Raw genomic sequence first — 19,168 nt, 5'->3', positions numbered from 1 at the left:
AACGGCACGCCCGCATGCAACTAAAGAGGCAACTTGAAGGGATTTACGAATGTGAACGCCACGCCCTTCCTGCGTGGGGAGACGGCCGCCTAGGCAACCTTCACATGCGCGACCAGAAAGTCCAGAAACGCCCGTACACGCGCCGGCAAATGCGCGCCCTGACCGACATAAACCGCGTGAATATCTTCGGTTTCGCCGGGGTTGTAATCCTCTAGTACCGGCACGAGGCGGCCGGCATCAAGATCCGCCCGCACCTGAAACTCGGCCAGCCGCGCCAGGCCCAGGCCGGCTACGGCCACCGCGCGTAGGGCCTCGCCGTCGCTGATCTGCGTGTTGCCCTGCGGCATGACCTCGGTGCGGCGCCCCCGTTTCGTGAAAGGCCAGCCGTTGACCGCGCGCACGTAGCTGAACGCCAGGCAGTTGTGATTGGCCAGGTCGGCCGGCGTGCGCGGCGTACCCATGCGCGCCAGATAGGCGGGTGAAGCCACGACCATCAGCCGTGTCTGCCCCAGCTTGCGCGCGACCAGGCGGGAGCTCTTCAGCGGCCCGCTACGCAGTGCAACATCGGTGCGGTCCTCCAGCAGATCGACCACCCGATCCGTCAACGCAATATCCAGCGACACCTGCGGATGGCACGCCAGAAACGCCGGCACGATCGGCAGCAGCAGATGGGTGCCGACCGGCACATTGGCGTTCACACGCAACCGCCCCGACGGCTGCGCACCGGCTGACGCCTCGCGCTCGGCCTCGTCCAGATCCGCCAGCACCGCCACGCTGCGGTCATAGAAGGCCGCGCCTTCCGGCGTGAGCTGAAAGCGCCGCGTTGACCGGTTCACCAGCCGTGCACCAAGCCGCGCTTCGAGCCGCGCCACCAGCTTGCTCACCGCCGATGGCGTCATCCGGCACGCCCGCGCCGCCGCTGAAAACCCGCCCTGTTCCACCACCCGCACGAAGACTTCCATCTCGCCAAAGCGATTGACATCAAGCCGCGACATTGTGATTTCAATTCATAGATGTTGTGCTTCTAGGCAGTCTATCGCACAAGCCACGGCGTCGACATACTTGGCCGTATTCCGCCACTGCGGCCAGTTTCAAGGACATCGAACCATGCCTGTCGCTTTACTCGCCTTGACCGCCGGTGCATTCGGCATCGGCGTCACCGAATTCGTTCTGATGGGGTTGCTGCTGGAGACCAGTGCAGACCTGCACGTGACCGTCGCCCAGGCGGGCCTGTTGATTTCCGGCTACGCGTTCGGCGTCGTGCTGGGTGCCCCCGTACTGACTGCGCTCACGGCGCGGTGGCCACGCAAGGCCGTGCTGCTGGGGCTCATGGTCATCTTCACGGTGGGCAACGCGGCTTGTGCGCTGGCCCCCAACTACGCCCTGCTGATGGTCGCCCGCGTGCTGACCGCATTTGCACACGGCACGTTCTTCGGCGTCGGCTCGGTGGTGGCGACTGGCCTGGTGCCGCCCAACCGGCGTGCCTCGGCTATCGCCATCATGTTCACGGGGCTGACGGTGGCGTCCATCCTGGGCGTGCCGCTGGGCACGTGGCTCGGTCAGGCGTATGGCTGGCGCGCCGCGTTCTGGGCCATCGTGGCCGTTGGTGTGGTGGCGCTAGCCGTCATTGCCCGCTTTGTACCGAACGAACCCGCTCCGCAGGATGCCGGCGACTGGCGCCACGACATGCGCGTGCTGATGCGCGGTCCCGTGCTGCTCGGCCTGCTGACCACAGTGCTCGGCTATGCCGGCGTATTTGCGGTGTTCACCTACATCGCCCCGCTCATGGTCGAGGTGACGGGCTATACCAGCGCAGCCGTCTCGCCGGTGATGCTCGTGTTTGGCGGCGGGCTCATCGCCGGCAACCTGGTGGGCGGGCGACTGGCAGACCGCCACCTGCGCGGCACGCTCATCGGCTCCTTGGTCGCCCTGGCCGTCACGCTCGCGCTGATGACGTTTGCCGTGCATGACAAGGTGTGGGCCGTGGTGTTCGTGGCGTTGCTGGGCGCCGTGGCCTTCTCCACCGTACCGCCGCTGCAGATGTGGGTGCTGGAGAAGGCGCAGGGGGCCGGTCAGAGCATCGCATCGAGCTTCAACATCGCGGCGTTCAACCTGGGGAATGCGCTCGGTGCGTGGGTTGGCGGCGTGGTGATCTCACATGGCCCGGGGCTGACCGCCCTGCCTTGGGTTGCCGCCCTGGCCCCCATCGGCGCGCTGCTCCTCATTGCCATCGGCCTGCGCCTGCATGGCACTGAAGATGCCGCAACGCAACGCCCGCAAACGGCCTGATCGCATATCACATCACCGCACACCGTCATGACTGCACACCACAAAGTCGCCCTCGTCGTGGGCGCCCAGGGCGTGATCGGCCGCAACCTGATCGACCACCTCGCTACGCTGGACGACTGGCACGTCGTCGGCCTGTCGCGACGTGGCGGTGCGTCGACCGAGCGCGTCCGCCACATCGCCGTCGACCTGCTGGATGCGGCTGACACCCGCGCCAAGCTCGGTGCGCTCAGCAACGTCACGCACATCTTCTACGCCGCATACCAGGACCGCCCGACCTGGGCCGAGCTTGTGCCGCCCAACTTGGCCATGCTGACCAACGTGGTCGACGCCATGGAAGCCGCGGCACCCCGCCTCGCGCACATCAGCCTGATGCAGGGCTACAAGGTCTACGGCGGCCATCTTGGGCCTTTCAAAACCCCGGCACGCGAAACCGATGCGCACTTCATGCCGCCCGAGTTCATGTTCGACCAGCAGACCTTTCTGGAAGCGCGTCAGCAGGGCAAAGCGTGGACATGGTCGGCCATTCGTCCCGCAGTGGTGGGCGGCTTTGCGCTGGGCAACCCGATGAACCTAGCGGTTGCGATTGACGCATCGATGTCGAAGGAACTGGGCCTGCCCCTGCGCTTTCCCGGCAAACCCGGCGCGTACGACCACCTGCTGGAGATGACCGATGCCGGCTTGCTCGCCCGCGCCACGGTGTGGGCCGCCACCGACCCGCGCTGCGCCAACCAGGCCTTCAACATCAACAATGGAGACCTCTTCCGCTGGAGCGAAATGTGGCCCAAGATCGCCCGCTACTTTGATCTGGAAGTCGCCCCACCGCTGCCCCTGTCACTCGACACCGTCATGGCCGACAAGGCGCCGCTGTGGCAAAGCATGATCGCCCGACACGGGCTGGCCGACACACCGTACCGCGACGTGTCTTCGTGGCGCTTCGCCGACTTCGTGTTCTCGTGGGACTACGACATGTTTGGCGACGGCTCCAAGGCACGCCGCTTCGGTTTTCATGAATACGTGGAGACGGAAGCGATGTTCATGGGCATCTTCGACGACTTGCGACGGCGCAAAATCATTCCGGGCTAGAGCGTCCGGATGCCTCGACCGGCCCGGTCGACTGACCGATCGGGCTAGGGAAATGTCCCGACTCGGGTTTCCTCAGCAAGCGTCGATATAGTAAAGGCGGGACGGTAGCTCATGGGTCGAGCAGCGCCGGTTTACCGACGCAGGCAGGCAGGTTCAAGTCCTGTACGTCCCACCATTTCTTCGACAATGGCGCGCTTTTCCGGATGCAGGAAAAGCGCGCCATTTCAATGCTTCGCGCTCTGATAGTGCGCCTCCAGGCAGCGCACCACCTCAGGTGCAGGCGTCAATTCGCCCTCCACATCAATCTCCCCGCTCGCCACCACAATCCGGGCGACCGCCGAGCCGCGGTCGCCTGGGTACCGACGAAGGGTCAACGCAACCTCGGCAGGTGATTCGGCAACGGACTGGAGATCCCAGAACGTTTGGGTCAAATCCACCAGCACGGCGCCGTCAGGCCGCATCACTTTAGGGGCATCGACCCAGTGCGAAGGACGCGCTTCGAATGGTGCCAGGTCGATGAGAATCTGGCCGTTGCAATACGTCTTGGGTTGATTCATGTTGGTTTGCACGCAGACTGCCGTGTCTATTCACAACCGCCGGAAAGTCTCCGCACAACGGGATTGGGAAAATGAACTCGCGCGATTTCACTTGCCGATGTTTTCATCTCGCGCTCGATCCCCGACCACCAAATATCGCTTAGGCAGCGAACGCGAATCAATCGGCCAATCGCAAATCCCACCGCGAAAAACCGTTCAATGCTTGCCCTATCAGCAAACAAAACAGCACTCGCCTATACAGCAAAACACCCACACAAACTTTTGAACCACTTTTCGATGCGCCCGGAACCGTGGAAAATCGCACACTGATTCCCTCTCTCCACCCTGCGGTTCGGCATGACAGACAACAATCCCTCGGAGACCGCGCGGCACGCTCTCAAGCTGCTGGCCTCACGCAGGTTGGCCCCCACGCCAGACAACTTTGCTGCGGTCTACTACGAAATTGCCGACAGCCAACCCAATGGAGACGCGCAGAACGCAGACCGGATGACGCTGGTGCGGGAGTTGCGCGAACAGCTTGCGCGCACGGTTGAGCACTGCCTGCCTGCGCTGGGCGAAGATGACGTCGCGATCGGCCCGGTTGCCTGGGCATTGATCAAGACCTGTCGCTCAGAAACAGAAAGCCTCACGCACCTGAACACCAAGCTGGCGGCGTTCAACCATCGGCTATCGCTGGTGGCAGATGACCAGAACGAGATCCGCAAATCGCTGCTGGGCCTGCTGCAGCTTGTCTTTGAAAACATCGGCCAGTTGTCGCTGGACGACCGCTGGCTGCGCGGCCAGATTGACGCCCTGTTGAAAGCCAGCGAAGCACCAGTCAACCTGCGACGGCTTGACGACGTACGGCGCCGCCTCAAAGAGGTGATCCACAAACAAGGCGTGCTGAAGGCCAAGTCAGTCGAAGCCCAGGAAGACATGAAACGGCTCCTGGCCTCGTTCATGGAGCGGCTGTCTACGGCTGCTGAAACGTCCGGCGAGCATCACCGGCAGATGGAGGCGTGCGCCAAAAAAATCGAGTCGGCCGAGACCCTCTCCGAGATTGCCCCCGCCATTCAGGACGCACTAGCCGCCACGCGCTGGATGTCGCAGCAGGCCGCCCACAATCGCGACGAGCTTTCGGCAATGAAGCAGAAGGCCGAAGATGCCGCGGCCGAAGTTGCGAGTCTTCGCAAGGCGCTCGACATGGCGTCGGCCTCGGCACGTCACGACCTGCTCACGGGGGCACTCAACCGCAAAGGGCTGGAAGAAGCGTTGGAGCGCGAGGTCGCCCGCGCTGCGCATCAGAACTCGACGCTCTCCATCGCTTTCCTGGACATCGACAACTTCAAATCCATCAACGATGCCCACGGACACAGCCTCGGGGACGATGCCCTGTCACACCTGGCCCAGGTAGCGCGCGAATGCATACGCCCCCAGGACGCACTCGCGCGTTTTGGCGGTGAAGAGTTCGTGATCCTCATGCCCGGCACCTGCCTGGAAGACGGTGTGCAAGCCATCACCCGACTGCAACGCAGCCTCACCCAGCGCTTCTTTGCCGCCGGTGAGACCCGGCTTTTCATCACGTTCTCTGCCGGCGTGGCGGAACTCGGCAAGGATGAAGCCCCGATGGCCGCGATCCAGCGCGCCGATCGCGGTATGTATCAAGCCAAGCGTGCCGGAAAAAACAAAGTCGTGAGTGCGTGACGCGTTTTTTGCATCTGGGCGGACCAAGGGGCACTGACTAGCGCGACTTGCTCCGCGCACCCTTGCTGCCCGCACCGCCACGCCCAACCTCCTGCCCGGCACCAGCCCCCTCCCCACCCATCCGCTCCAGCCACGACAGCGCATCCACATACGCCAGGAACTGCCGCAGATACTCCGGCGACACCTCACGCATCAGCAACAGCGACCGGTGCACAAGGCTGCTCGAATTGAGCGGCCCAGCGTTAGTCGGCACTTGATCAAGCGATTGGCGCAACTGTTTCTCTGCACTGACGCGCGACCAGGTTTCCCGCACGTCTTCGAGAATCTTCAGTTCAGTGGCGGCATGGGGATGGCGCTCCAGGCCAATGGCCGCGGCGCTGCCGGCATCCACGCGCGCGCGGTTGGCGATACTGTCGAGCAATTCAGCCAACGCGCTACGAGCAGGCTCACGGGACCCTACATCCGGCTTGGACGAGGGCATCGCCCGATCAAGGTCCTCCGCATACGCGGCAATCAGGTTGCCAAGCCGTTCATCCAGGATGCGCCGCGCCTCGCCCGTCTGGCCGACCGCACGGCGATGCAGCGCTTCAATGAAATGAAAGCGCACGCGATCGAAGCGATCCGCACCACGTGCGCGCCACGCATCGAGCGTTGCCTGCGTGGACGAATCAGTTCGGCTCACGACGCCCACCGTTGGAAGCAGACTGCCTCGGCACCGGTGCAATCTCCACGCGCCGGTTCTTCGCGCGGCCCACATCATCCGCATTGGAACTCACTGGCTGCTGCGAGCCAAACGCCGCAGCAAACACGCTGGACGCGGGGATGCCCTCATCAATCAGCGCACGCGTCACGGTCAATGCACGCTTGGCGGACAGCTCCCAGTTATCGGCAAACTGGCGATTGCCTGCCCGCACCTGCTGGTCATCGGAGAACCCGCTCACCATCAGGATCTCGTCACGCGATGTGAGATAGGCCGCCAACGGGCCCGCCAGGCTCTTCATCAGCGCGCGGCCTTCCGGCTGCAACTGGTCGGAGTTGAGCGCAAACAGCACGTTGCCGTTGATGCCGATCCGCCCGTTGACGAGCGTCACGCGCCCCGCCGCCAGCGGGCCTGCCAGCGCCTGCTCCAGCGTCTTGCGGCGCTGCGCCTCTGCCTCGCGCTGCTTGACCTCGTTCTCCAGCTTGGACGACAGCTCCAGCTGCACGCCAATCACACCCACCAGAATCAGCACGAAGGCGCCCAGCACCACCGACATCAAGTCGCCAAACGCGGCCCAGACCGGCGCGGACTCCAAGCCGCCGTCAATCTCGTCGCTCATTGCGTCACTCATGCCGCTTCGCTTCCGGCAAGGGCACGCTGGTCGCCCGAATGGCCACCCACGCGCTGCAGGTCTTCAAGAATCTGCTTTTGCGACAGCATGCTCAGATCGATCACCTCACGGGCCTGCGCCACGTAGTAGGCGAGCTGTTCATCGCTGCGCGTGAGCGACTTGTCGAGCGCAGACTCAATCCGCTGCAGGTGCGCCACCAGCTTGTCGTTCGACTCACCAAACAGGTGCACCGCCGCGCCAAACGCCTCGCCCAGGCTCGCCACCTCCACGGCACTGCCGGTCACCTGCGCGGCCACTGCGCCCAGCTTGCCGGTCTCGGCCTCGACCCGATCGGTGAATCGCACACCAACGCGTTCGAGCAACTCCGCCGAGCTTGCCACCAGCGCATCCACCGCGGTGCGCTGTTCGGTCGACGCGTGGTTCACGGCGTCGAGCAGCGTCTCCAGCGTGCCCAGCATGCGCGTGCGTTCTTCCAGCATCGCCGTGTCGCGGACCATGCTGTCGGACAGCTTCTGGCGCAGCTCGGCAACCACTTCGGCAGCAGCCTTTGGCGCCTCCGAGGCGGCCTGCACCAGTCGAGAAATCTCGGCGATCGTGTTGTTGGCGTGGGCCTGTGTTTGCGAAGAGATGTCGCGCGCAGTCTGCGCCAGCGCATCGCAAATCTCCTGCTGACGGCTCGCCGTGTCGGCACCCGCCTTCTCCCACGCCTGGCTCAGCTTGGCGCCCATTGCACCCAGCGCATCGGTCCAAGCCGTCAGACGTTGCTCGTCGCGGGCTTGCAGCGCGGTTTGCAGCTCCACGAGCGATTGGCGCGACGCGTCCTGCGCCGACGCAACATCGCGCGCGGTCTGTGCCAGCGCATCGCAAATCTCCTGCTGGCGGCTCGCCGTGTCGGCACCGGCCTTCTCCCACGCCAGGCTCAGCTTGGCGCCCATTGCACCCAGCGCATCGGTCCAGGCGGCCAGACGTTGCTGATCGCGGGCTTCCAGTGCGGTTTGCAACGCCACATGCGATTGGCGCGACGTGTCCTGCAGCGCCGCAACTTCGCGGGCAGTTGCCGCCAGCGCATCGCAAATCTCCTGCTGACGGCTCGCCGTGTTGGCACCCACCTTTTCCCATTCCTGGCTCAGCTTGGCACCCATCGCGCCCAGTGCATCCGTCCAGGCTGCCAGACGTTGCTGGTCACGCGATTCCAGTGCGGTTTGCAGCGCCGTATGCGATTGGCGCGACGCGTCCTGCAGCGAGACAGCGTGCTGCTCGAATGTCGCCACAGCCGCCTCCAGCGCGCGCTGGTTCTGCCCGGCCAGGGCTGCGTGGGTACGCTCCTGTCGCGCAAGCGCATCGTTCCAGGCACCGGACAAGCTACCGGCCGTAGCGTCCAGACGCTCGGCAACGCCATCGAGCAAACGGGTCGAGCGTTGCTCAAAGGTGTCGGCAAACCGGTCCAGCGACGTGCCCACGCTCCCCACCAGCGCAGCGCTTGCGCGTTGGTGCTCCGACAAGGCGGTGTTCCAGATGCTCGCGACCGTCTCGGCGGTTGTTTCGAAGCGCGTCGACAGGCCGTCCAGTTGGCGCTGCACGGCATGCGTCACCGTCTCATGCAGCGCGGCCGATTCACGCGCAAGCCCCGCCATCGTCGAGTCAACCACCGGTTGCAGCGCTGCACCGGCCACGCGTGCGCTTTCGGCGGCGCTGTCCTGCAACGACTGCCCGACAGAGGATGCCAGTTGACGGTAGGCCGCCTCCGTCTTGTCGAGAAACGCTTGCTGGCTGGCGATCTGCCGTTCACTGCTGGCGGCGCTCTGTTGCTCCAGCGCGGCCATCATTGCCTGCAGCCGGTCCACCAGGGCAGGCATGGCATCCGACTGCCGCTGCAGCAGCTTGAATGTCTCTTCGCGTTGATGCGCGTGGGAATAGATGCGCAGTGTCGTGGCGACTTTGGTGTCGAGCGCCTGAACCGCCTGCAGCCGCTCGCGCCGGCACAGCGCAGACAGCAACCCCAGCATGGCAGACGTGGCCACACCGGCAATCGAGGTGCCGAACGAGAACCCCAACCCCTTGACCGGCGCGGCCAGCGACGCGCGAATCGCCTGCAGGTCGGTGGCGCTCTCCAGCGCGGCGCCCGTGCCCTTGAGCGTCATCACCATGCCGAGCAACGTCCCCAGCATGCCCAGCAGGACAAGCAGACCCACCAGATACGGCGTGAGCGCCGGCCCGGGCAACGCAACGCGCTGGCCTTCCACGCGCAGGCGCACGGCGTTGCGCAGGCTCGGATGCAGTTGCTCCAGCCAGGCCCCCAGCTTGGGCGGCTGTTCAGACAGCCCGGCCACGGCTTGCGTGAGCGTGCCCGTGGCCTGCTGATAGCGGCGCAATTCCAGCGCACCCGCCACATAGGCGGCGCCAATCACGATGGTGACGACCAGCGCGAGCGGGTTCAGGCCCACGACATAGCCTGCCGCGATCCACCCCAAGGCAGCGAGTCCAACAAAGAAAACGATGAGATTCAGGTGATTTCTGGACATGGTGTCCTGTTGAACGCTTAGCGAGTCCGAAGGGCGGCAAGCAACCCGTCGACCGGTTGAAAACGAACATCCAGCTCTGCAAGCAGCACGCTCTGCATATCCTTGCGGAACGCATGCAGCCATGCGCGGGATGTGGGTTGAGTGGTTTGGGCCGTGCTCTCCGATGGCGCATCAGCTTGCGGCTGCTCGGCCGCGCGCAAACGCTCGAAGTACGGCCCGAGCATCGTCGGGATGGCGCCCAATAGCGTGCGTTCCCGTGCGCCAAGGGCCTGCTCCATGCTGGCGTCCAGCACGGCAAGCCGGGCAAGATCCGGTGTCTTGGCGGCCAGCACGCGTCGCAGGCGGCCACGCAGCTCGCCAATCTCCATCTCCATGGTCTGCTGCACCAAGATGTAGCGCTGCCGAATGTCCGCATAGTCAACCGGCGCGGCCGGCATGGCGGGTTGTATGGGCGCGCGCCCACCTCCGCCCGGCCTGGCATCAGGCGCACAAGCGGTGGCGATGGACTTTGCCAATGCGGCGCGGACACGGCTGCACATGGTCTCGGCGTCCATGCCAACGGGCCGCACACCCGGGGTGATGGCCGGCGGACTGGCGGCCAGCGCCGTCGAGAGCGTGATGGCATCCGTCCAACTGAGCCATTGGCTCAGCCGGTCTGAAAGCGGCTGCCCGGATTCGGAAACGTCAATGTCCGCCAGGCGAGCAAGTAAGCGGATCAGCGCAGGGCCGCTGAGCGCCCTACGCGGCTGGGCGTGCGCCATGCTACGAGTGCCAAAAAAAGGCTGGAGTTTACACTGCCTGCCCACCCAGACCGCCTTCCGCGAGCGGCGAAAGCATCACTTGCGCAGGAAGAATCGTAACAACTAGCCAGACCGCGGGCGATACAAGGCTGCGTCGGCCAGCGCATAGCGTGGCATCGGGCCTTTCCGTACATCCGCGTTCGCCAAGCTGCCCTCGGGCTTTACGTAGGCAAAAGCCGCAGTTTCCAGGCCATCCGAACCCGTAGTCAGCGTGACGCTGATCTCGATCCGCCGATAGCCATCCGCTTCGTGTATGCGTTCAAGCCTGTCCATTGCCGCAAGCGTTTCTGCGTCCACCGAGAACAGTTGCCCTTCAACGTGTTCGCCCTCACCCGCGAGGTCGATCATCCACGGCGACATGCGCTCCCCAATGAGATAGAGCGGAAAGCGCTCGACGGTTCGGTATTCGCCCGGGATTCGGCGTCCGCGATTGGTTTGGAAGTTGGGAAATCCTTCTTTGAGCGTGCCAAATACGAAGACCAGAACGTGGTCAGACATCCGTGTTTCTCCAAGGTATTTACCCATGACTCCGGGTGCGCAAACAGGCCAACAGCCACTTGGATTATCCTCGTGCCCCTTGCAAGACTGGGAGCATCCGCATGCGAATCGCAGTCATCGGCACATCCGGGGTGGGCAAATCGACGCTCGCCCGGCGGCTGGCCGCATCGACCCAGGCTGCGTACATCGAGCTCGATGCCATCAACTGGCAAGCGGAATGGAAACCTCTGGCCACCGATGACCCTGCGGAGTTCTACCGCCGGGTGCAGGCCGCCGTTGATGGCCCGTCGTGGGTCTGCGATGGCAACTACCCTGGCGTGCGAGACATCGTCCTGGCCCGCGCAACGCACGTCGTGTGGCTGGACTACGCCCGCCCGGTGATCATGTGGCGGGTGATCCGGCGCTCGTTCTGGCGCGCCATAACCAAGGCGGAACTGTGGCCTGGCACGGGCAATACCGAGGCATTTTCGGCATGGCTCGACAAAGGCCACCCAATCCGCTGGGCGTGGGACACGTTTGCGCAGCGCCGCGCGCAGTACGCCCACCTGCTTGAAGCGCCGATCCTGGCGGCAGCGCAAAAGTACCGTGTGACACATCCCCGGGATCTTGCCGCCGTCGAATCCGCCTTGGCACAGCAGCACAACGGCGCCAGCGCATGACCCAAGACGAACTCCATACGTTCCTGACCACGCAGTTTGATCTGGTCGTCGACGCTGCCGAACGCGGCGGCGCTCGCACCTACTTTCTCGGCAAAGTGGTGTGGCACCCGTCCGCAACCACGCGCATCCTGCACGTTCAATTTGACGCGGCAGGCCACGTCAGCCATATCAAGCGCTGCGCCTCATCAGACAACAACAACAGCGTGTTTGTACCGTTGCCGATGGGCTGGCCGGCGTTTCGCCAGGTGGTGACCGACGAAATTGCACTGCATTTGAAGACCATCCAGCACTAGCCAAGTGCAGCACCCGGCGCCCGCCCGCATTGTGTGTTTGCACCGCCAGCGGTATCGTGTCGCCCACTACCGCGCCCTACCCCGCCTTCTACCCATTCCGCTGTGACCCATCACCCCACCCTCACCTGGACCGACGTTGAAACCGACGCCGTCCACACCGCCCTGTGGCGCTCCGAAGCCGGCAACCCGCCGCCCAAGCGCGTGGTCATTGCCGACGACCGCACCACGGCAGACACCGCCTACCGCCTGGCCTGCGAAGGCACCGCACTGCTCTGGCGCGGCGACTTCCAGAACGCGCGGCAACTGCTGCAGGCCATGTCCCGCCGCACCGATCGCAAACCGCGCAAGGAAGCCTCCTCGCCCATCGAGGCGTTCAACTTCCATCGCCAGGCCCAATCGCAGCGCGCCCGCACGCTCGGCATGCTGCTGATCCCGCTCGATGCCGATTACACGATCCCGCTGCGCCGCGCGCCTGACATGCGCGAAGCCTGCATTGAAGCGTATGGCGTGGGAGAAGCCGCCTCAGTCGTATCGCTGCGGGAGCTGCTTGGCTTGATCGGCGCGCACGAATGGCGCAAAAAAGGGGTGGAGATTCCCGCGTTGGATGGTGCGCGCATTCACCCGCACTACGGCGTGTTCTCACCCGTGCGTGGGGAATACATCGACTTGGTTGCGCAAGCGCCGTTGCCGTCGAAAGCGCTGGCGTTTGATATCGGCACGGGCACGGGTGTGCTGGCCGCCGTGCTGGCCAAGCGCGGCGTGAAGCGCATCATCGGCACCGATCAGGACCCGCGTGCGCTGGCTTGCGCGCGAGACAACCTGGCGCGCCTTGGCCTGCAAACCCAGGTGGACGTGGTTGACGCTGATCTCTTTCCCGAAGGGCGTGCGCCGCTGGTCGTGTGTAACCCGCCGTGGCTGCCGGCGCGGCCCAGCTCGCCGATCGAGCGGGCAGTCTATGACCCGGATAGCGCCATGCTGCGCGGCTTCCTCAACGGGCTTGCCGCACACCTGGAGCCCGGTGGCGAGGGTTGGCTGATCCTGTCGGACTTTGCCGAGCATCTTGGCCTGCGCACGCGCGACGCCCTGCTCGCCATGATTGACGCCGCCAGCCTGCAAGTCGTCGGCCGCCAGGACATCAAGCCCAAGCACCCGAAAGCCTCGGATGAAAACGACCCGCTGTACAAAGCGCGCGTGGCCGAGGTGACATCGTTGTGGCGCCTGAAGGCGCGTTAATGCCCTAACGCGTCGCCAGATAGTCGAGCACGCCCTGCCCGGCAGCCGCGCCCGTCGCAAAGCACGCTGTCAGCAGATAGCCGCCTGTCGGGGCTTCCCAATCGAGCATCTCGCCCGCGCAGAACACGCCGGGCAGACGCTCGATCATCAGGTTGGCATCCAACGCTTCAAACGCCACGCCGCCCGCGCTGCTGATCGCTTCGTCAATCGGCCGGGTGCGCGTGAGACGCAGCGGCAGCGCCTTGATGGCTGCGGCCAACTGTGCGAGATCGGCAAACGCCTCCTTCGACAGGCACTCGCGCAGCAACCCCAGCTTCACGCCCGTGATGTTCAGCTTGCTCTGCAGATGGCTCGACATCGAGCGCGCGCCACGCGGGCGCATCAACTCATCGCGCACGCGCTGGGCACTCCAGCCGGGCGCCAGGTCCAGCCAGATTGTCGTTTCACCAGCAGCGGCAAGCGCATCGCGAATGGGCGCTGACAACGCATAGACGAGGCTGCCCTCCACCCCCGTCTGCGTGACCATGAACTCGCCCGGGCGGAATTGCAGCGCACCGTCGTCACCCGACGGCAAGCCAATGGCGACCGACTTGACTGGCTGCCCCGCAAAGCGCTCCTGAAAATGCGGGCTCCAGTCCGTATCGAACCCGCAGTTGGCAGGCTGGAGCGGCAACACCTGCACACCGCGTGCCTCCAGCTGCGGCACCCAGGCACCATCGGAGCCCAGGCGCGGCCAGCTACCGCCACCCATTGCAAGGACGACGGCATCGGCATGCACAACGCGCTCCCCATCCGGCGTATCGAAGCGCAGCATTTGCACGTGCCCTGCATCTGACGGCGTGCCCCACCCGACCCAGCGATGCCGCATCTGCAACTGCACACCCGCCTGGCGCAGCCGATGCAGCCAGGCGCGCAACAACGGCGCCGCCTTCATCTCGGTCGGAAACACACGGCCCGAGCTGCCGACAAACGTGTCGATGCCCAGCCCATGAATCCACGCGCGCAGCGCATCGGGGTTGAGGCGATCGATGATCGGCGCAAGCTGCTCGCGGCGTGCGCGATACCGCCCCAGAAATGCATCCAGCGGCTCCGAATGCGTGATGTTCATCCCGCCAATGCCCGCCAGCAGGAACTTGCGCCCGGCTGACGGCATGGCATCAAACACCTCCACGCGTACGCCTTGGTTGGACAACACTTCAGCGGCCATCAGCCCGGCGGGGCCGGCACCAATGACAGCAACAAGAGGGGCGTTGAGCGGGTCAGACATGCGAAGGCGGGGAAATGACGTGCAGAGCGGACTGGCGGGGGCGCTATTGTCACATGTCACATCCCGGCCTGGCACGGACAAACGAAGCGGCCCATCGTTCTCTTTCGGGTGCCCTCCCCGTCGCCTGGCCCACTTTTCGGTAAACTCACGCCTTCGCTCCCGTTTTTCTCTCGGCACCGCACACCTTCCGTGCAGATGCCGCCAAGCTGTCCTGACGATGTCCAACAAGACCCACGAAATCCGCCCCAACCAGTCCGTCGAGCTGCTCAAGGAACTGCACATCCTCACGCGCGACGGCAAGATGAACCAGGACAGCCGCCGCAAGCTCAAGCAGGTGTATCACCTGTTCCAGTTCATCGAGCCGCTGCTGGCCGACGTGCAGCAGGCCAAGGGACATGTCTCGCTGGTTGACCACGGTGCGGGCAAGTCGTACCTGGGCTTCATCCTGTACGACCTGTTCTTCAAGGAGCAACCCGCTGGTGATACCGCGCACGGCACCTCGCACATCTACGGCATTGAAACGCGCGAAGAGCTGGTCACCAAGTCGACCGAGCTTGCCGCGCGGCTCGGCTTCAAGGGGATGTCGTTCCTGAACCTGTCGGTGGCGGATTCCATCACGTCAGACCGCCTGCCGGCCACCATCGACATCGTGACGGCGCTGCATGCGTGCAATACCGCCACGGATGATGCGATCCGCTTTGCGCTGGAAAAGCACGCGCAGTACATCGTGATCGTGCCGTGCTGCCAGGCAGAGGTGGCCGGGGTGCTGCGCAAGAACAAGGGCAAATCGCTCGGCAATGCGCTGACGGAAATCTGGCGCCACCCGCTGCACACCCGTGAATTTGGCAGCCAGGTCACCAACGTGCTGCGCTGTCTGCAGTTGGAAGCCCACGGCTATCAGGTGAGCGTGACCGAGCTGGTTGGCTGGGAGCACTCGATGAAGAACGAGCTGATCATTGCGCAGTACAAGAACCTGCCGCGCAAGCGCCCGACCGAGCGGCTGCATGAGGTGATCAGTACGTTGGGGCTGGAAGAGCTGAACGAGCGGTTCTTTGCGCCGGCTTGAGCCCTGCCCGGCTGAGGCGTCAACATGCAAAAAAGGGCCTGAACTTAGATAGTTCAGGCCCTTTTTTGATGGAGATGAGGCAGTCAACCCGACTAGTTGAAGACCATCGTAAAGATAGCCTGGGCGTTGGCCGTACCTGCCGTAACGGGCGCGGCCGTCTGCACATAACGTGCGGAGAGCGGAATCGTCAGGCCACTGACACCCGTACCAACCGAGCCTGCCGTCCACTGGTTGGCATCCGTCGCCGTCCCTGTTGTCGCGCCGTAAGTCAACACCGTAGCACCGCGCCGCATCTGCACGCCAACGCCAGTGGCTGTCGAGGCGGTGGTCAAGGACAGCACCTGCGATGTGTTGGTGGGACGGGTGGCGTCGGTCGCTCTGACATTGACCGTTCTCGCCAATGCGCCTGGATCTCCGCCCGTACAAGTCACCGCAAGATTGAAGTTCTGGCCGCCTGCGGTAGAACCCACACCCGTGAACGCTGAAGCGGCGACGTCGCCCAAGTTCACACCAACAGTACGATCACCCACGGCAACAGAACACGTCGGCCTTCTCGGGCTAATGGTGACAGCACTACCCCATGTGAAATTGAGTCGAGGATTGGTACTACCAGCCCCCCCGTGATTCCAGGCGGCCATAGAACCTGTGAGCGATTGCGAAGCCGCCGAAATGGTTCCGATTCTGATAAACGTAAACCGTAAAGTCATGCCCCTACCGGCCGGGAGACCACCCGATCCATCGCACTGAAATGGCAAATACGGTGTTCCTTGACAACCAGCGGGCCGGTTCGCAATCACATTCGTAGCAACACCGATGCCCGCAATATTCGTTCGATATACGTTCCCATACGTAGCAACTGCACCGTAGAAAGGTTGCGTCGAAAAGAAATGCGTAGGCGCCGAGACACCACACGTCGTCGGCCCGGAAAACACCACATCAGCTTGGGCAATTCGCGAATTGAGCGGCGCATTCACATCCACTTCGAGTACGCCGCCCCCCGACGTTGCAGTCCATGCACATTGAGCCATCGCACTGGATGACATTAAAAAACTCAGGGCCAGTCCTAGCGCGAGCGATAACAGACCGCAAAAGCGTTTCATTATGTTTCCTAATAAATTTTCCCCAATCCAAACCGGGACAATTTTTTTGCCGATGACATCCAAGATGCGCCCACCTCAAAGCGGTGACCAATCCCTTTAAACGACCGAAAGATTTTTCCTCACGTCATCTCCGCGCCGCCGGTCAATTCGGCGTGAACGTCAACGTGACCCGGGCATTGACCGTCCCCGCATTGGGATTGGCCGTCACAACGTAGTACTGCGCCGAAATCGGAATCACGACGGGCGCTCCGCCAGCAAAGGTCACGCCCGTGCCGCCAATCGGCATCACGGTTGCAGCGGTGGTGGTGCCTGCAGCGCCATAAAGAATCTGCACCCCCATGCGAGTTGCCGTGCCTGTACTCGGCACAACGTTCTGCGCAGGTACGGGGGACGTACCGGTGATCGCCATCGTCATCCGCACGCCTGGGTTCCCCGTGCACGTGACCGTCACCCGTTGGACCGGAGCGCGACTCGCCGCCACGGCACCGACGGCAGTCAAGGTACCGGCCTGCGTGTCAGGGAGGGTGAAGTTGAGTGTGTTGGGAGCCGCCGCACCGGCCGCGCACGTACCGACGATGTTGCCACTCACGTTGACTGTGACGTTGCTCTGCGCCAGGGCCGCACCAGACACCCCGCCCGCGAGCAGCAAAGAAGCCAGCGCCTGGCTCAGACAACGCTTGTTGATGGACGCCATTACAAACAATCCTATGAGTCAAAACGGCACGCAAAACCGTGCCGTATACGGGGTTGATATCTGCTTTCTGGTCAGGTGGACCGAGCCTCCGATCACCGGCAAGAGCGATGCGGTCGTGAACCACACGCTTGCCGCACGCCCATCGTCGAACGGTCATCGCAGACCAAAAGGGACAGCGGAGACTTGGCTAGCTTGCGGCCGGGCAAACGGATTCACCCGAACCTGCGCGCCTATTCTGTAGATCAACAGACGCGAGCGTTATCAGACTGCTCCTAAAGTCGGGAGCACAATCACCAACAATTGACTAAGCGCGCGGCATTGCACCGGCCCAATGACATCCCCGCCCGTCTCGGGAATGCGTCTTTCTGGTGTTACTGGCTCTCGCCAGCCCGCTCTATGGCGGCAAGCACTTCCCACGTATCAGGGTTGATCTGACACCCCTCCAACACCATCGACACGAACGCGCAGATGCCATCCAGAAACCCCGCCCGATATTCCGGCGGATGCCTGCTGGTGTAGGTCAGCTCCCAGCGCAATGTGTCGGGCCGGAGCTTGCGGTGGACGCGCAGGTCTTCCTGCGTATAGCGAAGGTAGTCCCGCGCGGCCAGTGCGCCGGTCAGGTAGATGCGACGTTCGGCAGCGGTCATCATTGCGCGCCTCCTGACCGGCAGGGTTGGGGGCCGCGTATGGGTGGGGATGGGTATGACGCGATTGGCATAAAGCCTCCTTGGGTCGTTGGAGGCCCGCCGCTCATTTCCACGTGAGGGTGGCGGGCCCGACAGCGGAGGTGGAAACTGATACCCAAGGCAATCAGCCAGCCCGAAGGCTGCTCCGCCCGGCCCGCCATAAAGAAGGCGCGCGTGAGCGCTCTCGGACAACAACGGTCCGCCTTGAGTGATCGGGTTTCCACGCCCGGCTACCGTTGGTGCGGCAGCGGTCGCAATTATAGCGATGCATCTGCCATGCAGAGTCTGATTCCACCAGTACCGCCGTCCCGAAATCGCCAGCGGCTCGCAGGGCTGCACTACTGGGGCACGGAGCCCTGCCGCCGACTCCCCGAGTCCCGCCGTCGGCTCTCCGAGTCCCACCGCTGGCTCCCCCAAGTCCCGCTGCCGATTCTTGACGAGCCACCGCTGGCTCTCCGAGTCCCACAGTCGGCTCTTTGAGTCCCAGCGTTGGCTCTCTGAGTCTCGACGCCGACTCCCCCGAGTCCCGATGCCGAGACTCGGAGAGCCACCTCTGACTTCCGAAGTCATGCCGCTGGCTCCTTAGGCGCCGACGCTGGCACTACGCGCGCCACCGCGCGCTCCCGGAGTCTCGGCACTGGGTTCTGAAGAGCCGACTGTGCCCACACGTTACCGGGCGCATAGGAATTTTCAGATTTCTTCGCAAAAACGGGTCGCTGCCTTGCAGTTGGCTGCCTTGCTCACCACGCTCTCGCTGTCGTGCGCAAGGCATGACGTTATGGATGCATTCACCAAGGAAACACGATGTCTCAAAACCTGATCACCTTTGCCCCCTCTGCTGCTGACCTCACGGCCATTGACGGGGCGATCAAGACGTTGGAAGACAGGCTCGCCAGCCTGATCGATCTAACGCCAGAGCAGCGCCACACGCTCACCAAGATGGGCGACAAATCCGAAGCCTTCTGCCGCAAGGCCGTGGAAGTGCTGGCCGCCAACCCCAACGTGCTGCCGCCCAACTTCAACGTGCCCGAGATGCGCCGCGACCTGGCCGGCTTCGACACGCTGCGCACACGCCTGACCCGCCTCGACCGCGTGGTCGAAAAGATGCGCGATTCGCAGCTCGCCCTCGGCAGCGACCTGATGACCGCATCGTTGGAGGGCTATGCCTTGCTGAAGGTCTCTGGCAAGGGCGAGGCACTGGACACCGCCCGCAAGGCGTTGTCGGTGCGCTTCACAAGCCGGGCTGCCAAGAAGGAACCGGCCACCACGGAGTAACGCTGCAAGACGGTTGCCAGGCCCCCGCCCCGTGCGGGGGTTTTGTATTTTTGATGTGGCGCAAATGGCGCTACGGCGCGGCTTTCCGGGTTGTGCATCCGCACATTTTTTAGGACTTTTCTTATTCTTCGA

19 protein-coding genes are annotated in these 19,168 nt (G+C 63.7%); 8 read left to right on the top strand and 11 right to left on the bottom strand.

Annotated elements, in window-relative coordinates; translation table 11 throughout:
* Positions 1 to 89: 89 nt before the first annotated feature.
* Positions 90 to 995, bottom strand: coding sequence for a LysR family transcriptional regulator (locus tag C404_RS36435; protein WP_021193687.1), 906 nt, complete (start codon positions 993 to 995; stop codon positions 90 to 92).
* Between the two features lie 112 nt (positions 996 to 1,107).
* On the opposite strand from C404_RS36435, the gene C404_RS36430 reads away from it, so the two are divergent.
* Entirely contained in the window at positions 1,108 to 2,289 is a 1,182-nt protein-coding gene (locus C404_RS36430) for an MFS transporter (RefSeq protein WP_049286117.1), read from the top strand.
* Between the two features lie 27 nt (positions 2,290 to 2,316).
* Complete coding sequence (locus C404_RS36425) at positions 2,317 to 3,372, top strand: SDR family oxidoreductase (protein WP_021193685.1); 1,056 nt, start codon at positions 2,317 to 2,319, stop codon at positions 3,370 to 3,372.
* A gap of 224 nt (positions 3,373 to 3,596) precedes the next feature.
* Here the strand turns inward: C404_RS36425 and C404_RS36420 are convergent, their stop codons facing one another.
* Entirely contained in the window at positions 3,597 to 3,929 is a 333-nt protein-coding gene (locus tag C404_RS36420) for a hypothetical protein (RefSeq protein WP_021193684.1), read from the bottom strand.
* Positions 3,930 to 4,265: 336 nt separating this feature from the next.
* Between C404_RS36420 and C404_RS36415 the strand changes: the two genes are divergently transcribed.
* Positions 4,266 to 5,612 (top strand): GGDEF domain-containing protein, encoded by a 1,347-nt coding sequence (locus C404_RS36415; protein ID WP_021193683.1) that lies wholly within the window; start codon positions 4,266 to 4,268, stop codon positions 5,610 to 5,612.
* A gap of 37 nt (positions 5,613 to 5,649) precedes the next feature.
* Here C404_RS36415 and C404_RS36410 read toward each other — a convergent pair whose 3' ends face one another.
* From C404_RS36410 to C404_RS36390, 5 genes are all read right to left on the bottom strand, one after another.
* Entirely contained in the window at positions 5,650 to 6,294 is a 645-nt protein-coding gene (locus C404_RS36410; RefSeq protein WP_232317381.1) for a DUF2894 domain-containing protein, read from the bottom strand.
* Entirely contained in the window at positions 6,281 to 6,931 is a 651-nt protein-coding gene (locus C404_RS36405; RefSeq protein WP_021193681.1) for an OmpA family protein, read from the bottom strand. Before C404_RS36405 ends, C404_RS36410 begins: the two co-directional genes overlap by 14 nt.
* Before the next feature lie 8 nt (positions 6,932 to 6,939).
* Positions 6,940 to 9,465, bottom strand: coding sequence for a DUF802 domain-containing protein (locus C404_RS36400; RefSeq protein WP_031328967.1), 2,526 nt, complete (start codon positions 9,463 to 9,465; stop codon positions 6,940 to 6,942).
* A gap of 17 nt (positions 9,466 to 9,482) precedes the next feature.
* Positions 9,483 to 10,226, bottom strand: coding sequence for a DUF3348 domain-containing protein (locus tag C404_RS36395; RefSeq protein ID WP_021193679.1), 744 nt, complete (start codon positions 10,224 to 10,226; stop codon positions 9,483 to 9,485).
* Positions 10,227 to 10,328: 102 nt separating this feature from the next.
* A complete protein-coding gene (locus tag C404_RS36390; protein WP_021193678.1) occupies positions 10,329 to 10,763 on the bottom strand; it encodes a gamma-glutamylcyclotransferase family protein in 435 nt (144 codons plus the stop codon).
* A gap of 101 nt (positions 10,764 to 10,864) precedes the next feature.
* Between C404_RS36390 and C404_RS36385 the strand changes: the two genes are divergently transcribed.
* From C404_RS36385 to C404_RS36375, 3 genes are all read left to right on the top strand, one after another.
* A complete protein-coding gene (locus C404_RS36385) occupies positions 10,865 to 11,422 on the top strand; it encodes a hypothetical protein (RefSeq protein ID WP_021193677.1) in 558 nt (185 codons plus the stop codon).
* On the top strand, positions 11,419 to 11,715 hold the full coding sequence (locus C404_RS36380; RefSeq protein WP_021193676.1) for a hypothetical protein: 297 nt from the start codon (positions 11,419 to 11,421) through the stop codon (positions 11,713 to 11,715). The genes C404_RS36385 and C404_RS36380 overlap by 4 nt, the downstream gene beginning before the upstream one ends.
* A 102-nt stretch (positions 11,716 to 11,817) precedes the next feature.
* Entirely contained in the window at positions 11,818 to 12,948 is a 1,131-nt protein-coding gene (locus C404_RS36375) for a methyltransferase (RefSeq protein WP_021193675.1), read from the top strand.
* A 4-nt stretch (positions 12,949 to 12,952) separates the two neighbouring features.
* Here C404_RS36375 and C404_RS36370 read toward each other — a convergent pair whose 3' ends face one another.
* Positions 12,953 to 14,215 carry an NAD(P)/FAD-dependent oxidoreductase gene (locus C404_RS36370; protein ID WP_021193674.1) on the bottom strand — a complete coding sequence of 421 codons (1,263 nt, stop codon included), beginning with the start codon at positions 14,213 to 14,215 and terminating at the stop codon, positions 12,953 to 12,955.
* Positions 14,216 to 14,432: 217 nt separating this feature from the next.
* On the opposite strand from C404_RS36370, the gene C404_RS36365 reads away from it, so the two are divergent.
* Complete coding sequence (locus tag C404_RS36365) at positions 14,433 to 15,281, top strand: class I SAM-dependent methyltransferase (protein ID WP_021193673.1); 849 nt, start codon at positions 14,433 to 14,435, stop codon at positions 15,279 to 15,281.
* A 92-nt stretch (positions 15,282 to 15,373) separates the two neighbouring features.
* Here C404_RS36365 and C404_RS60590 read toward each other — a convergent pair whose 3' ends face one another.
* From C404_RS60590 to C404_RS36355, 3 genes are all read right to left on the bottom strand, one after another.
* Positions 15,374 to 15,919 carry a fimbrial protein gene (locus C404_RS60590; RefSeq protein ID WP_232317385.1) on the bottom strand — a complete coding sequence of 182 codons (546 nt, stop codon included), beginning with the start codon at positions 15,917 to 15,919 and terminating at the stop codon, positions 15,374 to 15,376.
* 604 nt (positions 15,920 to 16,523) lie between these two features.
* On the bottom strand, positions 16,524 to 17,075 hold the full coding sequence (locus C404_RS36360; protein WP_021193671.1) for a fimbrial protein: 552 nt from the start codon (positions 17,073 to 17,075) through the stop codon (positions 16,524 to 16,526).
* Positions 17,076 to 17,446: 371 nt separating this feature from the next.
* Complete coding sequence (locus C404_RS36355; protein ID WP_021193670.1) at positions 17,447 to 17,725, bottom strand: hypothetical protein; 279 nt, start codon at positions 17,723 to 17,725, stop codon at positions 17,447 to 17,449.
* 840 nt (positions 17,726 to 18,565) lie between these two features.
* Here C404_RS36355 and C404_RS36350 point away from each other — a divergent pair.
* Positions 18,566 to 19,036 (top strand): hypothetical protein, encoded by a 471-nt coding sequence (locus C404_RS36350; protein WP_021193669.1) that lies wholly within the window; start codon positions 18,566 to 18,568, stop codon positions 19,034 to 19,036.
* The last annotated feature ends 132 nt before the right edge of the window (positions 19,037 to 19,168 follow it).

The sequence above is a fragment of the Ralstonia sp. AU12-08 genome, assembly GCF_000442475.1.
Lineage (GTDB): Bacteria > Pseudomonadota > Gammaproteobacteria > Burkholderiales > Burkholderiaceae > Ralstonia > Ralstonia insidiosa.
Note: the sequence above shows the minus strand (reverse complement) of the source record. Positions and strands in the feature narration are given on the sequence as shown.

Bases quoted from the DNA above. Each gene is read 5' to 3' on its own strand.
- C404_RS36435 (WP_021193687.1), bottom strand. From the start codon at position 995: ATGTCGCGGCTTGATGTCAATCGCTTTGGCGAGATGGAAGTCTTCGTG.
- C404_RS36430 (WP_049286117.1), top strand. From the start codon at position 1,108: ATGCCTGTCGCTTTACTCGCCTTGACCGCCGGTGCATTCGGCATCGGC.
- C404_RS36425 (WP_021193685.1), top strand. From the start codon at position 2,317: ATGACTGCACACCACAAAGTCGCCCTCGTCGTGGGCGCCCAGGGCGTG.
- C404_RS36420 (WP_021193684.1), bottom strand. From the start codon at position 3,929: ATGAATCAACCCAAGACGTATTGCAACGGCCAGATTCTCATCGACCTG.
- C404_RS36415 (WP_021193683.1), top strand. From the start codon at position 4,266: ATGACAGACAACAATCCCTCGGAGACCGCGCGGCACGCTCTCAAGCTG.
- C404_RS36405 (WP_021193681.1), bottom strand. From the start codon at position 6,931: ATGAGCGACGAGATTGACGGCGGCTTGGAGTCCGCGCCGGTCTGGGCC.
- C404_RS36400 (WP_031328967.1), bottom strand. From the start codon at position 9,465: ATGTCCAGAAATCACCTGAATCTCATCGTTTTCTTTGTTGGACTCGCT.
- C404_RS36395 (WP_021193679.1), bottom strand. From the start codon at position 10,226: ATGGCGCACGCCCAGCCGCGTAGGGCGCTCAGCGGCCCTGCGCTGATC.
- C404_RS36390 (WP_021193678.1), bottom strand. From the start codon at position 10,763: ATGTCTGACCACGTTCTGGTCTTCGTATTTGGCACGCTCAAAGAAGGA.
- C404_RS36385 (WP_021193677.1), top strand. From the start codon at position 10,865: ATGCGAATCGCAGTCATCGGCACATCCGGGGTGGGCAAATCGACGCTC.
- C404_RS36380 (WP_021193676.1), top strand. From the start codon at position 11,419: ATGACCCAAGACGAACTCCATACGTTCCTGACCACGCAGTTTGATCTG.
- C404_RS36370 (WP_021193674.1), bottom strand. From the start codon at position 14,215: ATGTCTGACCCGCTCAACGCCCCTCTTGTTGCTGTCATTGGTGCCGGC.
- C404_RS36365 (WP_021193673.1), top strand. From the start codon at position 14,433: ATGTCCAACAAGACCCACGAAATCCGCCCCAACCAGTCCGTCGAGCTG.
- C404_RS60590 (WP_232317385.1), bottom strand. From the start codon at position 15,919: ATGGCCGCCTGGAATCACGGGGGGGCTGGTAGTACCAATCCTCGACTC.
- C404_RS36360 (WP_021193671.1), bottom strand. From the start codon at position 17,075: ATGGCGTCCATCAACAAGCGTTGTCTGAGCCAGGCGCTGGCTTCTTTG.
- C404_RS36355 (WP_021193670.1), bottom strand. From the start codon at position 17,725: ATGATGACCGCTGCCGAACGTCGCATCTACCTGACCGGCGCACTGGCC.
- C404_RS36350 (WP_021193669.1), top strand. From the start codon at position 18,566: ATGTCTCAAAACCTGATCACCTTTGCCCCCTCTGCTGCTGACCTCACG.